15 protein-coding genes are annotated in these 13,316 nt (G+C 72.9%); 5 read left to right on the plus strand and 10 right to left on the minus strand.

The features are described 5' to 3' along the window. Nucleotides 1-55: 55 nt before the first annotated feature. From IF17_RS0100970 to sigE, 5 genes are all read right to left on the minus strand, one after another. Complete coding sequence (locus IF17_RS0100970) at nucleotides 56-721, minus strand: hypothetical protein (RefSeq protein ID WP_030561127.1); 666 nt, start codon at nucleotides 719-721, stop codon at nucleotides 56-58. A 126-nt stretch (nucleotides 722-847) separates the two neighbouring features. Next, nucleotides 848-1,345, minus strand: coding sequence for a sec-independent translocase (locus IF17_RS0100975; RefSeq protein ID WP_030561130.1), 498 nt, complete (start codon nucleotides 1,343-1,345; stop codon nucleotides 848-850). A gap of 147 nt (nucleotides 1,346-1,492) precedes the next feature. Next, nucleotides 1,493-3,109, minus strand: coding sequence for a S1C family serine protease (locus IF17_RS0100980; protein ID WP_030561132.1), 1,617 nt, complete (start codon nucleotides 3,107-3,109; stop codon nucleotides 1,493-1,495). A 140-nt stretch (nucleotides 3,110-3,249) separates the two neighbouring features. Further along, on the minus strand, nucleotides 3,250-4,317 hold the full coding sequence (locus IF17_RS0100985; protein ID WP_030561134.1) for an anti-sigma factor family protein: 1,068 nt from the start codon (nucleotides 4,315-4,317) through the stop codon (nucleotides 3,250-3,252). Further along, on the minus strand, nucleotides 4,314-5,072 hold the full coding sequence (gene sigE, locus IF17_RS0100990; RefSeq protein WP_179115456.1) for an RNA polymerase sigma factor SigE: 759 nt from the start codon (nucleotides 5,070-5,072) through the stop codon (nucleotides 4,314-4,316). The genes IF17_RS0100985 and sigE overlap by 4 nt, the downstream gene beginning before the upstream one ends. Before the next feature lie 177 nt (nucleotides 5,073-5,249). Here sigE and IF17_RS0100995 point away from each other — a divergent pair, with 177 nt between their 5' ends. Further along, nucleotides 5,250-5,915, plus strand: a complete 666-nt coding sequence (locus tag IF17_RS0100995; RefSeq protein WP_030561136.1) for an O-methyltransferase — start codon at nucleotides 5,250-5,252, stop codon at nucleotides 5,913-5,915. Between the two features lie 89 nt (nucleotides 5,916-6,004). Here IF17_RS0100995 and IF17_RS1000000137430 read toward each other — a convergent pair whose 3' ends face one another. After that, complete coding sequence (locus tag IF17_RS1000000137430) at nucleotides 6,005-6,172, minus strand: DUF3117 domain-containing protein (protein ID WP_003966491.1); 168 nt, start codon at nucleotides 6,170-6,172, stop codon at nucleotides 6,005-6,007. Between the two features lie 317 nt (nucleotides 6,173-6,489). Between IF17_RS1000000137430 and chcB the strand changes: the two genes are divergently transcribed. After that, nucleotides 6,490-7,302: a 2-cyclohexenylcarbonyl CoA isomerase gene (gene chcB / locus IF17_RS0101005; protein WP_030561138.1), complete on the plus strand. Its 813-nt coding sequence runs from the start codon at nucleotides 6,490-6,492 to the stop codon at nucleotides 7,300-7,302. Nucleotides 7,303-7,306: 4 nt separating this feature from the next. On the opposite strand, the gene IF17_RS0101010 is transcribed toward chcB, so the two are convergent. Next, entirely contained in the window at nucleotides 7,307-7,900 is a 594-nt protein-coding gene (locus IF17_RS0101010; protein ID WP_030561140.1) for a DNA-3-methyladenine glycosylase I, read from the minus strand. Next, on the minus strand, nucleotides 7,897-8,352 hold the full coding sequence (locus IF17_RS0101015) for a cell division protein DivIVA (protein WP_051883845.1): 456 nt from the start codon (nucleotides 8,350-8,352) through the stop codon (nucleotides 7,897-7,899). The genes IF17_RS0101010 and IF17_RS0101015 overlap by 4 nt, the downstream gene beginning before the upstream one ends. A gap of 65 nt (nucleotides 8,353-8,417) precedes the next feature. Between IF17_RS0101015 and folP the strand changes: the two genes are divergently transcribed. Further along, entirely contained in the window at nucleotides 8,418-9,290 is an 873-nt protein-coding gene (gene folP / locus IF17_RS0101020; protein ID WP_030561144.1) for a dihydropteroate synthase, read from the plus strand. Nucleotides 9,291-9,439: 149 nt separating this feature from the next. Here folP and IF17_RS0101025 read toward each other — a convergent pair whose 3' ends face one another. Beyond that, nucleotides 9,440-10,225: an LOG family protein gene (locus IF17_RS0101025; protein WP_030561146.1), complete on the minus strand. Its 786-nt coding sequence runs from the start codon at nucleotides 10,223-10,225 to the stop codon at nucleotides 9,440-9,442. A 120-nt stretch (nucleotides 10,226-10,345) separates the two neighbouring features. Further along, a complete protein-coding gene (dapE, locus tag IF17_RS0101030; RefSeq protein WP_030561148.1) occupies nucleotides 10,346-11,425 on the minus strand; it encodes a succinyl-diaminopimelate desuccinylase in 1,080 nt (359 codons plus the stop codon). A gap of 162 nt (nucleotides 11,426-11,587) precedes the next feature. On the opposite strand from dapE, the gene IF17_RS0101035 reads away from it, so the two are divergent. Continuing rightward, nucleotides 11,588-12,511 (plus strand): hypothetical protein, encoded by a 924-nt coding sequence (locus IF17_RS0101035; RefSeq protein ID WP_030561150.1) that lies wholly within the window; start codon nucleotides 11,588-11,590, stop codon nucleotides 12,509-12,511. A gap of 289 nt (nucleotides 12,512-12,800) precedes the next feature. Continuing rightward, a complete protein-coding gene (locus IF17_RS0101040; protein WP_030561152.1) occupies nucleotides 12,801-13,238 on the plus strand; it encodes a hypothetical protein in 438 nt (145 codons plus the stop codon). The last annotated feature ends 78 nt before the right edge of the window (nucleotides 13,239-13,316 follow it).

Here is a 13,316-nt window from a genome sequence, read left to right on the forward strand (position 1 = left end):
ATTCCAGCCCGTCCGGCGCCTGAGGACGAAGGCGGCCCGCCGGACGCCCCCGGCCCTACTCGTACGTCGTGATGTCCTTGATCACCGCGAACCCCAGCCCGTACGCGCTCATCCCCCGCCCGTACGCCCCGATGTGCACGCCCTCGTGCGCGGACCCGGCCAGCACCCAGCCGAACTCGGACTCCCGGTAGTGGAACTCCACCGGGACCCCGTCCACCGGCAGCGAGAGCGTCGACCAGGGCGCGGAGCCGAGGTCGTCGGCGAGGGTGAACGCCGTCTCGGTCTGCTGGTCGAGCCAGTCGTCGCGCAGGGTGTGGTCCATCTGCGGCGGCCACGTGTACGCCAGCAGGCCCGAGCCGGCCAGCCAGGCGGCCGAGGAGACCGTGGTGGCGTCCAGCACCCCCGTACCGTCTCCGCTGCGTCTGACGGGGCTGGCGGCGACCGTGATGACGGCCGCGAACCGTTCCTTCTCGGCGGCGGAACCGTCCGTCTTCACCGAGGGCTCGTCACCGTGTCCGGTGGAGCCGTGCTGCACGGTGCCGTCCGCCGCCGTGCCGACCTGCATCAGCCAGCGCGGGCCCGTGAAGGCCTCGTCCAGCCCGTACCAGGGGAAAGAGGCCTCCAGGTAGCCGTCGACGGTACGCCGCCGGGCCGCCGGCACCTCCTCCGCCGTGACCGTGCCAGGGGCACCGTCCGTATCCACCCGACTCGTCGTCTCCATCTGAGCGGCCGCCTCCTCGATCAGTCCTGATCCGGAGCGGCCCGCCCCCCGCGGGCGTGGGCGTCCTCGCAACCGGACAGATGGAGAATAGCCATACCGTCCGGACGAGTCGGGATTGACCTGGCGTCAGGTGGCGTCGGCGTCGAACGGCGGACGCTCGGGCTGCGCCTGCTGCGGGGTCTTCTTCAGCAGGTCAGGGGTGGTGTCGCCGGTCTTGGTGAGGCTGGGCGAGGTGGTGGTGCCCGGCGCGCCCGCCGACCCGTTCGCCGCACTGTCGGCGGAATCGGGCGCCGGCGTGCGCCCGTTGACCGCGTCGGTGACGTCGGCGATCTCCTTGCGCAGATCGAAGCTCTCGCGGATCTCCTTCAGCCCCAGGTCGTCGTTGCCGTCCATCAGCTGCTTACGGACGAACGTCTTGGGGTTGAGGTCCTCGAACTCGAAGTCCTTGAACTGCGGGCCGAGCTCCGTACGGATGTCTTCCTTGGCGCTGTCCGAGAACTCACGGATCTTGCGGATGGTGCGCGTGACGTCCTGGATGAGCTTGGGCAGCTTGTCGGGGCCGAAGACCAGCACGGCCAGCACCCCGAGCGTCAGCAGCTCCAGTGCGCCTATGTCATTGAACACCTAGCTGCTCCTCGTGTTCTCCGCCTGATCCCGACTGGTCCCGGACCGATCCCCGGCTTCTCCGCCCGGCCCGGCCAGGTGGGACGGGTGCGCGGACCCGTCAACGGTACCTGGCCGACCTGTCCGGGCGGTACCTTGCCGTGTCGCTCACGTGCCGCTCGCCGAGCCGAGCGTCAACGTGACGGACCGCTCCTCGCCACCTCGGGTCAGCCGCAGCTCCAGCCGGTCGCCGGGACGGTGGGCGCGGATCTTCACGATCAGCTCCTCCCCGCTGTGCACGCGCTGGCCCTGGACCTCGGTGATCACGTCGCCGGACCTGATGCCCGCCTTGGCGGCCGGGCCGCCCTTGGTGACCGCAGGCCCGTCCTCGGGGCCCTTCTCGCCGACCTTGGCGCCGTCGCCGGTGAACTTCATGTCCAGCGTGACGCCGATCACCGGGTGGGTGGCCTTGCCGGTGTTGATCAGCTCCTCGGCGACGCGCTTGCCCTGGTTGATCGGTATCGCGAAGCCGAGGCCGATGGAGCCGGACTGGCCGCCGCGCTCGGTGCCCTTGCCGCTGTCGGCGGCGCGGATGGCGCTGTTGATGCCGATGACATGAGCCTGGGTGTCGACGAGCGGGCCGCCGGAGTTGCCGGGGTTGATCGGGGCGTCGGTCTGGAGGGCGTCGACATAGCTGATGTCGCTGCCGTCGCCCTTCTCGCCGCCCGCGGTGATCGGGCGCTGCTTGGCGCTGATGATGCCGGAGGTGACCGTGTTGGACAGGTCGAAGGGGGCGCCGATGGCCACCACCGGGTCGCCCACCCGGACGTTGTCGGAGTTGCCGAGCGGCAGGGGCTTGAGGCCCGAGACGCCCTTGACCCGGACGACGGCGAGGTCGTAGCCGCTGTCCTTGCCGACGAGTTCGGCGGCGGCCGTCTCACCGCTGCTGAACGTCACGGTGATGTCGCCGCTGGATCCGGCCGGGGCGACGACGTGGTTGTTGGTGAGGATGTGGCCCCGGGCGTCGAGGACGAAGCCGGTGCCGGTGCCGGACTCGGCGGTGCCGCTGACGTGCAGGGTGACCACGCTGGGCAGGGCGCTGGCGGCGATGCCCGCGACGCTCTCGGGGGCCCGGTCGCCGTTGTCGTGGCTCGCCTGGGGCAGCTCGACGGTGGTCAGGCCGCCGGTGCGCTCGACGTACGCGCCGACGCCGCCGCCGATGCCGCTGGCGACCAGGGCCAGCAGCAGCATTCCGGCGAAGGCGCCGCCGCGGCGGTTCTTCCGGCTCCCCGGCTCGGTGCCGGCCGGCGGCCCGACCTGGGTCAGCGGCTGCCCCGGCGCGCCCCAGGGGTCGTACTGGAGCCACTGCGAGGACGAGGAGGGTACGGGGGTGGCCTGCGGGGTCACCGGGGACGGCTGCGGCGGCAAGGGTACGGCCTGCGGGGGTACGGCTTGCGGCGGTACGGGGGTGCCGTGGGCCGGGGTCGGCCGCTGGACCGGCGGCGCGGGCGCCCACGGTCCGGGGCCGCCGTACGGCGGGGTGCTGTACACATCGGGCTCGTGCAGCGGCGGCCCGGCCGGGCGGGTCGGGGCGGGCTCCTGCGGCTCCTGGCCGACGAGGGGCGCGGGGCCGTCCGCGGGCGCGGCTCCACCGGTCGGGGCCGGGCTGTCGGGCCGCACCGAGGGGGCGTCGCCCTCGCCGCCGCCCCGGCTCTCCGGCTCGTCGCGGCCGGGCCGCCCCGTCGCGGGGCGGCTCCACCACTTCGCCTGCCTACCGTCGTCCATGCTCTCCCCGCCACTGGCCTCTGCACGCCCCACCGGGGGCGTCCCTCCCCGGATTCAACCAGGTTTGCGAATCCCCGCGCAGGGGTCCCGTCGTGGTTCGGCCAGGGTCCGGGTCCGGCCGGGGTTCGGCCGGATTCCCGTCAGCGCCGGGGGGAGAGCGGGCTCGCCAGGTCGTTGGTCGGGGCGGGCCGCCCCGGCCCCGAGGGCGTCGGCGGGGTGAGCGCCTTCGTCGTCGAGCCGCTGCCCAGCACGGCCGCGAGCAGCGGCGTGGAGCCACCGGCCGGGCGTATCAGCGGCGGCACGGACACGTTCAGCGCGGGGAACGTGAAGGGGTGTCCGCCCAGGGCCGAGGTGGAGAACAGCGGCGGGGCCGTCGTCTGCGGCCGCAGGGACAGGGGTGGCTTCACCACGGGAGCGGCGGATGCCGGGGGTGCGGTGAGCGCGGGCGAGGGCCGGTGCGCACCGGTCGAGGACACATCGGCCGCCGACCGGTTGACGGCGAGGCGGTCACTGCCCACCGACTGGGCGCCGCCGCGGCGGCTGACCGCCGTCTCGGAGCCCCCGGCGCGGGTCTCCGCGTCGAGCGGCGTCACGCTGTTGCCGCTGCCCTCGGCGCGCAGGAGGGGGTCGGGGCCTGAGTCCAGCGGCAGGGTGCCGCCGAGCGCGATGGCCGCCAGGGACACGGCGCCGGCCGCGGCGAAGGCGAAGCGCCGGCCGCGCCAGGGCGAGCGCTCGGCGTCCCGGGCCACCTCGTGGATGCGGAAGGCGGAGCGGGAGCCGCCGGGGAGGACGGCGGTGGAGCCGTGGGCCGCGGGGAAGTACCCGAAGTCGTCCAGCGGGGCGGGGGACGCGGCGGGGTCGCGGCGGGTGGCGCCGGAGGACCGCAGCGGGGGGAAGAACTCGTCGGCGAACGGGCCGCCGGAGCCGAACGGTCTGCCGGCGCCGGTGTCGTCGCCGCCAGGACCCCCGGGAAGGCCCTGCAGGCGGGCCAGGAACCCCTCGGAGGGCGAGGGTGCGGCGGACATGGCGAAGGCGCTCTTGAGGCGGCGCTGGGCGTCGGCCTCGACCTTGCACCGGGAGCAGGTCGCCAGATGGGCCAGCACCCGCTCGCGGGCGTCATGATTCAGCTCGCCGTCGACCAGCGCGGCGAGCCGGTCCCCCAGGTGCGCTTCGGCAGGGGTGGGACCGGTCAGACCTGTGCCGCTCACGCCGTTCCGCCCTCCCCTGCGAGGACCGCGTCCGCCAGGGAGCGCTGCTCGGCGCGGGCTTCGGGCGAACGGTGCTTGAGCGCCTTGCGCAGGTGCGAGCGGCCGCGGTGGATGCGGCTGCGCACGGTGCCGAGCTTCACGCCGAGGGTGGCGGCGATCTCCTCGTAGCTGAGGCCCTCGATGTCGCAGAGGACGACGGCGGCGCGGAACTCGGGCGCGAGGGTGTCCAGCGCCTGCTGCACGTCGGCGTCGAAGTGGGTGTCGTTGAAGACCTGCTGCGGGGACGGCTCCCGGCTGGGCAGCCGCTCGGCCGCGTCGTCGCCGAGCGAGTCGAAGCGGATCCGCTGCTTGCGCCGGACCATGTCCAGGAAGAGATTGGTGGTGATGCGGTGCAGCCAGCCCTCGAAGGTGCCGGGCGTGTACGTCGACAGCGAGCGGAAGACTCTGACGAAGACCTCCTGCGTGAGGTCCTCGGCGTCGTGCTGGTTACCCGTCAGCCGGTAGGCAAGGCGGTACACGCGACCGCTGTGCGTGCTGACGATCTCTTCCCATGAGGGCGGGGTCCACGCCTGGTCCGCATCGGAGGCGAAGGTCGCGGTCGGTGCGGAGTTTTCGGAAGAACGGTCAGCAATGTTGGTCACGGATTTCGGCTCACCGGCCGACCTGAGAAGGCGCCGCAGCACCCCGCCCCGATCCACAGGCGCAGCCGCACCTCCCCTATCGGCTCTGGTGGTGTCCAGTGGAGCCCCTACCATAGCCACCTCGCCCGTTAGCTCCGGATAAGACTTTTCCCTGCTGGGGCCGGGCGTCGCCCGGGACGTCCTCGCAGCTCACCGGTCCGATCCGCGGGCCGGGGCACTGCGCTTTCCCCACTCCTTGCACAACGCCCGGTCCCATCTGCGGGTTCCCGGGTCCAGCGGATACAGTCACCGTTGCGCCAACTACGGGGACAGGAGAGGGTCATTACCGCCAACCGGCAGACGAGCTGGGGCCTCGCCGACGCCTTTGTCGCCGAGGACGAAGCTCTGCACCGGGCCAGGGAGCACTCCCGTGAGCTGGGGATCCGCTCGGTCTCCCCGGGCACCGGTGCCGCGCTGCGCCTGCTGGCCGGCGCGGCAGATGCCAAGGCGGTGGCGGAGATCGGCACGGGCACGGGCGTGTCCGGCATCTATCTGCTGCACGGGATGCGTGCCGACGGTGTGCTGACCACGGTGGACCCGGAGCCCGAGCGCCAGCAGTTCGCCCGCGAGGCGTTCCGCGAGGCGGGCTTCGCCTCCAACCGGTCCCGCTTCATCCCCGGCCGCGCGCTGGACGTGCTGCCCCGGCTCGCGGACGGCGGTTACGACCTCGTCTTCTGCGACGGCGACCGGCTGGAGAGCCTGGACTGCCTCGCTGAATCGTTGCGCCTGCTGCGCCCCGGCGGGCTGGTCTGCTTCGAGGGCGTCTTCGCCGACGGCCGTACCGTCGACTCCGCCGCGCAGCCCGCCGAGGTGCTGCGGCTGCGGGAGCTGCTGCGGGCGGTGCGCGAGAGCCAGGAGCTGATGCCGACGCTGCTGCCGGTCGGCGACGGGCTGCTCTGCGCGGTCCGGCGCGGCTGAGCCCGTACCCGTAACAACGCCGGTGAACGCACCACTGCCCGGCACGGAGATCCGTACCGGGCAGTGGTGAAGGTGATGGGCGTTCCGCGTCAGCCGACGACCTTCTTCAGCGCGTCGCCGAGGGCATCGGCCTCGTCCGGAGTCAGCTCGACAACAAGCCGACCGCCGCCTTCGAGCGGAACGCGCATGACGATGCCCCGCCCCTCCTTTGTCACCTCGAGCGGGCCGTCGCCCGTCCGCGGCTTCATGGCCGCCATGCTCGTTCCCCTTCCTGAAACCAGCTCATCGCAACCGGCGGCCCCATGACAGGCGCTGCCTCACCGGCATCGAACACATTGCTTCTTCGCCATTATCCCGCATCAGGGACCCCGATGACCAACATCGCTCTGCATCGCTTGCGCAACGCGCTCCCCCAAAACCGTCTAATTCGGCGATCCGGCTGCGATACTGCGCCGCCCCGGGGCCCCAGGTGAGAGCCAATTGTTAGACGCAGGTCACATCCATGCCCCGCGCCGCGTCGGCCATGCTTGCCTCCAGGGGCAACGATGCCCGAGCAGTGAGGGGATGGACAGCAATGGCCGACGAGCCGGCGAACACCGTGCTGTACGACGTCAGCGAGGGTCTCGCGACGATCACGATCAACCGACCCGACGCGATGAACGCCATGAACACCGCGGCGAAGGTCGCGCTCCGGGACTCCCTGCGGGCGGCGGCCGCGGACCCCGCCGTACGGGCGGTTCTGCTCACGGCCACCGGGCGCGCCTTCTGTGTCGGCCAGGACCTCAAGGAGCATGTCGCCACGCTGACGGCGACGCGTGAGGCGGGCGACGGCAACGCGCTGAGCACGGTACGGGAGCACTACAACCCGATCGTGCGGGCCATCACGGAGATGGCCAAGCCGGTCGTCGCCGGGGTGAACGGCGTCGCGGCCGGGGCCGGGTTCGGTTTCGCGCTGGCGGCCGACTACCGGGTGGTCGCCGAGACGGCCTCGTTCAACACCTCGTTCGCGGGCGTCGCCCTGACCGCCGACTCGGGCGTCTCCTGGACGCTGCCGCGGCTGATCGGCCCGAGCCGCGCCGCCGATCTGCTGTTCTTCCCGCGCTCGATCTCCGCGCAGGACGCCCTGGAGCTGGGCCTGGTCAACCGGGTGGTCCCGGCGGACAAGCTGGCCGAGGAGGCCGCCGCGGTGGCCCGGGCGCTGGCCGACGGTCCGACGGTGGCGTACGCGGCGCTGAAGGAGTCCCTGGCGTACGGCGCCGGGCACACGCTCGCCGAGACGCTGGAGAAGGAGGACGAACTCCAGACCCGGGCGGGCGCGTCGCAGGACCACACCATCGCGGTGGAGGCGTTCCTCGCGAAGGAGAAGCCGGTCTACCTGGGGAAGTAGCCGCTCACGCGACGGTGGCATCGCCCCGGGCCACGCAGTCCGCGAGGTGGTCGTCGACGAGGCCGCACGCCTGCATCAGGGCGTAGGCCGTGGTCGGGCCGACGAAGCGGATCGAGCGCTTCTTCAGCTCCTTGGCCAGCGCGGTGGACTCCGGGGTGACGGCGGGGACATCGCCCAGCTCGCGCGGGGCGGTCCGGCCGGCCGGGTCGGGGGCGTAGGACCAGATCAGCTCGTCCAGCTCCCCGGCCGGCCAGTCGGCGAGCACCTTCGCGTTGGCGAGGGTGGCGTCGACCTTGGCCCGGTTGCGGATGATGCCGGGGTCGGCGAGGAGCCGCTCCCGGTCGGCGTCGGTGAACTTCGCGACCGCGGCGATCTCGAACCCGGCGAACGCCGTACGGAAGGTCTCGCGGCGGCGCAGGATCGTCAGCCAGGAGAGCCCGGACTGGAACGCCTCCAGGCAGAGCCGCTCGAAGAGGGCGTCGTCCCCGTGGACCGGGCGGCCCCACTCGGTGTCGTGGTAGGTGAGGTAGTCCTCGGTGGACAGGCCCCAGGGGCAGCGCAGCCCGCCGTCGGGGGCGGCCACGGCTCCGCCGCTCATCGGCCGTCGTCCTCGCCGCGGGCCGGGCCGCCGGTCTGCCGGTCACCGGGCCCGGTGGGCCGGTCCCCGGGCTGCTTGAAGAGGTCGGTCCCGGTCGTCACCGCGGACGCCTGCGCCCCGGCGAGGGCGGACTCCAGCTCCGCGATCCGGGCGTCACGCTCGGCCAGCTCCGCGCCGAGCCGGGACAGCGCCTCGTCGACGTCCGCCATCCGGTAGCCCCGGGCGGCCATCGGCAGGCGCAGCGCCTCGACGTCCGCCCGGCCGACCGGGCGGGTCGTGGGCAGGGGGTCGGTGAACCGCTGGGGCTCCACATCCTGGAGCACGGCGCTCCCGCCACCGCCGACCACCGCGAGGGTGACCGCCGTGACGACCACGACCATCGTGAGCAGCAAGAACCAGAACACGCGCATCTCCCCGGGGGTGGAAACCTCGACCGGCTCCGATGGTGCCATGCGGCACGGACAGTCAGGGCGGGGACGTTAGGGTCGCAGGCGGGCTATCGAGGAGGAAACACGGGATGCGAAGCGGTGCACTCAGGCTGGGGCGGCGGGAATTCGGTCCGCACGAGCCGGTGATCATGGCGATCGTGAACCGGACCCCGGACTCCTTCTACGACCAGGGCGCCACCTTCAGGGACGAGCCGGCGCTCGCCCGGGTCGAGCAGGCGGTGGCCGAGGGCGCCGCGATCATCGACATCGGCGGGGTGAAGGCCGGCCCCGGCGAGGAGGTGAGCGCCGAGGAGGAGGCGCGCCGCACGGTCGGGTTCGTCGCCGAGGTCCGCCGCCGCCACCCGGATGTGGTGATCAGCGTGGACACCTGGCGGCACGACGTGGGCGAGGCGGTCTGCGAGGCCGGGGCGGACGTCCTGAACGACGCGTGGGGCGGGGTCGACCCGAAGCTGGCGGAGGTCGCCGCGCGGTACGGGGCGGGGCTCGTGTGTACGCACGCGGGAGGCGCGGAGCCGCGGACGCGGCCGCACCGGATCGCGTACGAGGATGTGATGGCGGACATCCTGCGGGTGACGGTGGGGCTGGCGGAGCGGGCGGTGGCGCTCGGGGTACGGACGGACGGGATCATGATCGATCCGGGTCACGACTTCGGTAAGAACACGCGGCACTCTCTTGAGGCGACGCGTCGTCTTGAGGAGATGGCGGAGACGGGGTGGCCGGTGCTGGTGTCCCTGTCCAACAAGGACTTCGTGGGCGAGACGCTGGACCGGCCGGTGAAGGAGCGGGTCATCGGGACGCTGGCCACGACGGCGGTGTCGGCGTGGCTGGGGGCGCGGGTGTACCGGGTGCACGAGGTGGCGGAGACGCGGCAGGTTCTGGACATGGTGGCGTCGATCGCCGGGCATCGGCCTCCGGCCGTGGCGCGGCGGGGGCTGGCGTAGTTCTGCCGCCTGCCCGGCGGGCGGGGCCTGGGGCGCTGCCCCCGGGCCCCGCTCCTCAAGCGCCGGAGGGGCTGAGTGCGGCCGGTCCGGCCGGAAAAGATGTCCTCAAACGCCGGACGGGCTGGATTGTGCCGGACGGGCTCGATCGGCTAGCGCCCGACCTCCTTCGTCACCAGGGTCACCGCTTCGTCCACGTCGTCCGTCACGTGGAACAGCAGCAGGTCCTTCTCCGAGGCCTTGCCGCCCGCGACCACCGTTTCGCGGAGCCAGTCGACCAGGCCGCCCCAGTAGGCGGTGCCGAAGAGGACGATCGGGAAGCGGGTGACCTTGCCGGTCTGGACGAGGGTGAGCGCCTCGAAGAGCTCGTCCAGGGTGCCGAGGCCGCCGGGCAGGACCACGAAGCCCTGCGCGTACTTCACGAACATCGTCTTGCGGACGAAGAAGTAGCGGAAGTTGACGCCGATGTCGACGTGCGGGTTCAGCCCCGACTCGAAGGGCAGCTCGATGCCGAGGCCGACCGAGACGCCCTTCGCCTCCCGGGCCCCCTTGTTGGCGGCCTCCATCGCGCCCGGGCCGCCGCCGGTGATCACCGCGAAGCCCGCGTCGACCAGTGCCTTGCCGATCCGGACGCCGGCCTCGTACTCCGCCGATCCGGCCGGGGTGCGGGCCGAGCCGAAGACGCTGATCGCGCTCGGCAGCTCCGCGAGGGCTCCGAAGCCCTCGACGAACTCCGACTGGATGCGCATGACCCGCCACGGGTCGGTGTGCACCCACTCGGAGTCGCCCTCGGAGTCCAGCAGCCGCTGATCGGTCGTGCCGGGCTGGACCTGCTCCCTGCGGCGGACCACCGGACCCAGCCACTGTTCCTCCGGGGCGACCGCGCCCTCGGGGACCTCCGCACCCTCAGGGATTCGTGCGTCCTCGGCGTTGCCCATGTTCCGCTCCCTCCACCGACCCGCGTCGTCCTGGGCCGGGCTGTGTCGTGCTGCGTCCGGCCAGCGTAGATCGACGGAGGTTACGTACGGGGGAATGCCGTGCGTCGGGCGGTCGGGAGGTCAGGCGGTCAGCCAGGAGCGGAGGCGGTCCTCACAGTGGGTGATCTTCTCGACGACCACGTGCTCGTCGCGCTTGTGGGCGTAGATCGGGTCGCCGGGGCCGTAGTTCACCGCGGGGACGCCGAGGCCGCCGAAGCGGGAGACGTCGGTCCAGCCGAACTTGGGCCGGGCGGTGCCGCCGACCGCCTCCATGAAGGCCTTCGCGGCGGGGTGGGAGAGGCCGGGCATGGCCGCGCCGGAGTGGTCGTCGATGATCATCTCGGCCACCCCGCAGTCGGCGAAGACCTCGCGGACGTGGGCGACGGCCTCCTCTTCGGTGCGGTCGGGGGCGTACCGGTAGTTGACGACGACGGTGCAGGCGTCCGGGATGACGTTGGTGGCGACGCCGCCCTCGATGCCGACGGCGTTGAGCCCCTCGTGGTATTCGAGGCCGTCGATGACCGGGCGGCGGGGCTCGTACGCCGCCAGCTTCGCCAGGATCGGGGCGGCCGCGTGGACGGCGTTGGACCCCATCCAGCTGCGCGCGGAGTGCGCCCGCTCCCCTGCCGTACGGAGGTGGACCCGGAGCGTGCCCTGGCAGCCGCCCTCCACCTCGCCGTCGGAGGGCTCCAGGAGGACGGCGAAGTCTCCGGCGAGCCAGTCGGGGTGGGCGGTGGCGATGTGGCCGAGGCCGTTGAGGTCGGCGGCGACCTCTTCGTTGTCGTAGAAGATGAAGGTCAGGTCGCGGTTGGGCTCGGGGACCGTCGCGGCGATCCGGAGCTGGACGGCGACGCCGGCCTTCATGTCGGTGGTCCCGCAGCCCCAGAGGATGCCGTCCGCGTCGAGGCGGGAGGGGACGTTGTCGGCGATCGGCACGGTGTCGATGTGCCCGGCGAGGACGACACGCTCGGCGCGGCCGAGGTCCGTGCGGGCGACGACGTTGTTGCCGTGGCGGTCGACGGTGAGATGGGGCAGGCCGCGCAGCGCTGTCTCGATCGCGTCGGCGAGTGCCTTCTCCTCCCCGCTGACCGAGGGGATGTCGACGAGCCGGGCGGTGAGCGCCGGGCCGTCCAGGGTCAGGTCAAGCGTGCTGTCGGACATGGCCACGACCCTAGAGGACCGAGGTGAGGGGCTGGTAGCGCCCCCGGGGGACCCGGGCGCCGGTCCCGGAGGGCCTGAGCATCGGTGCCCCAGGACCCGGGCATCGGTCCCGGGGCACCTGGGTATCGGCCCCCGGCCGTACCCTCCAGTACGGTGGGCCCCGTGTCCCGGACAGCCAGCCCCGCCCGTCGCCGCCGCAGCCGCCTTCTCCGCTACGCGGCCGGCTTCACCGTGCTCGCCGCGCTGGGCGGTTATCTGGCCGTTCAGTACGACTCCTCCACCACCGAGTCCGCGCCACGCTGCGTGGTCCGGGCCCCCGAGGGGGACCACACCTACGAGATGAGCCTGCACCAGGCGGCGAACGCGGCGACGATCTCCGCCGTGGGGACCACCCGCGGGATGCCGGAGCGGGCGGTGACCATCGCGATCGCGACGGCGATCCAGGAGTCCACGCTCCGCAACATCGACTACGGGGACCGGGACTCGGTGGGCCTGTTCCAGCAGCGGCCCTCGCAGGGCTGGGGCACCGTGGCGGAGATCATGGACCCGGTGTACTCGGCCGGGGAGTTCTACGACCATCTGGCCAAGGTCCCGGGCTACTCGCGGCTGCCGCTGACCGTGGCGGCGCAGCGCGTGCAGCGCAGCGGCTTCCCGCAGGCGTACGCGAAGCACGAGCCGGACGCCGCACTGCTGGCCGCCGCGCTGACCGGGCGCGAGCCCGCCTCGCTGAACTGCACGCCGCCGAAGAGGACCGCCGGGAGCCCGGGGGACGCGGCGCAGGTGCGGGCCGAGCTGATCCGCACCTTCGGCAAGGACGTCCTGCCCGCGACGAAGGCGGCGGGCGCGTCGGCCGCCGCCACCGTCTCGGTGCCCGTGCCGGCGTCGGCCCGGGCCTCGGCGGAGGACCGCGCGCCGCAGCGCGGCTGGGAGCTGGCGGCCTGGGCGGTCGCGCACTCCGATGAGCTGCTGATCGAGCGCGTGAGCTATGCCGACCGGGTGTGGGAGGCCGGTTCCGGCTGGCGGACGGAACGTACGAAGGATAAGGAACCGGACACGACCGCCGTCGGAATCCGGGTCGTCCAGTAGTTCGGCCCGTCACCCGTACGGACCCTGGAGCCTGCCGCTCCGGGGCTCCCGGGCCGCCTCTTCGCCGGTCCGTTCATCCCGCACCGCTTCCCTTGCCGCTCAAGGGAAGTGACGGTTCATCGAACGGCTCCGGAATGGATCGTTTGCCCGGGTTCCTCCACTGCGGATTATCGGACGCATTGCTCACTCTTTACCTTTGCTCGCCGCAACTTTCCCTCCCCTCGGCCCTGTTGTCAGTGCGTCCGGCTCACCGGATCCGGATCACTGACCATCCCGTCGAAGGAGCACCATGTCCCTCCCCCTGACCCGTCGGATCGCTCGTACCGCGCTGCTGATCGCCGCGGGTGCGGCCCCCGTGGTCGGTGCGGCCGGCGCCGCGAGCGCCGCAGAGCTCCCGCAGACCCCGGACCTCGGCGGTCTGACCGCGCTGGACGGTGCCGGTCTCGGCAACACCGTGGACAGCGCCGCCCAGCAGGGCACCCAGGCTGCCGGTGAGACCGGCGGCCGTCTCGTCGGCACCGCGCTTCCGGCCGCGGGCAAGACCGTGGGCCAGACCGCCAAGGTGGCCGCCCCGGCCGTCCAGGACACCGCGGGCCAGACCGCGGGCAGCGCGGGCGAGGCCGTCGGCGGCATCGCCGGTGCGGCCGGTGGCGGCCTGCCGACCGACGCGCTCGCGGGCGGCCTGCCCACCGGTGGCCTGCCGCTGGGCGGTCTGCCGATCGGCTGACCCACCGCCGTACGCCGTACATGCGGGGGGCCCGGGGAGTGCGCACTCCCCGGGCCCTCCCGTACGTTCACATCAGGA

It is taken from the genome of Streptomyces cyaneofuscatus (genome assembly GCF_000718135.1).
Taxonomy (GTDB): Bacteria; Actinomycetota; Actinomycetes; order Streptomycetales; family Streptomycetaceae; genus Streptomyces; species Streptomyces cyaneofuscatus.

Bases quoted from the DNA above. Each gene is read 5' to 3' on its own strand.
- sigE (WP_179115456.1), bottom strand. From the start codon at position 5,072: ATGGTAGGGGCTCCACTGGACACCACCAGAGCCGATAGGGGAGGTGCG.
- IF17_RS0101010 (WP_030561140.1), bottom strand. From the start codon at position 7,900: ATGAGCGGCGGAGCCGTGGCCGCCCCCGACGGCGGGCTGCGCTGCCCC.
- folP (WP_030561144.1), top strand. From the start codon at position 8,418: ATGCGAAGCGGTGCACTCAGGCTGGGGCGGCGGGAATTCGGTCCGCAC.
- IF17_RS0100980 (WP_030561132.1), bottom strand. From the start codon at position 3,109: ATGGACGACGGTAGGCAGGCGAAGTGGTGGAGCCGCCCCGCGACGGGG.
- IF17_RS0101015 (WP_051883845.1), bottom strand. From the start codon at position 8,352: ATGGCACCATCGGAGCCGGTCGAGGTTTCCACCCCCGGGGAGATGCGC.
- IF17_RS0100970 (WP_030561127.1), bottom strand. From the start codon at position 721: ATGGAGACGACGAGTCGGGTGGATACGGACGGTGCCCCTGGCACGGTC.
- IF17_RS0101040 (WP_030561152.1), top strand. From the start codon at position 12,801: ATGTCCCTCCCCCTGACCCGTCGGATCGCTCGTACCGCGCTGCTGATC.
- dapE (WP_030561148.1), bottom strand. From the start codon at position 11,425: ATGTCCGACAGCACGCTTGACCTGACCCTGGACGGCCCGGCGCTCACC.
- chcB (WP_030561138.1), top strand. From the start codon at position 6,490: ATGGCCGACGAGCCGGCGAACACCGTGCTGTACGACGTCAGCGAGGGT.
- IF17_RS1000000137430 (WP_003966491.1), bottom strand. From the start codon at position 6,172: ATGGCGGCCATGAAGCCGCGGACGGGCGACGGCCCGCTCGAGGTGACA.
- IF17_RS0101025 (WP_030561146.1), bottom strand. From the start codon at position 10,225: ATGGGCAACGCCGAGGACGCACGAATCCCTGAGGGTGCGGAGGTCCCC.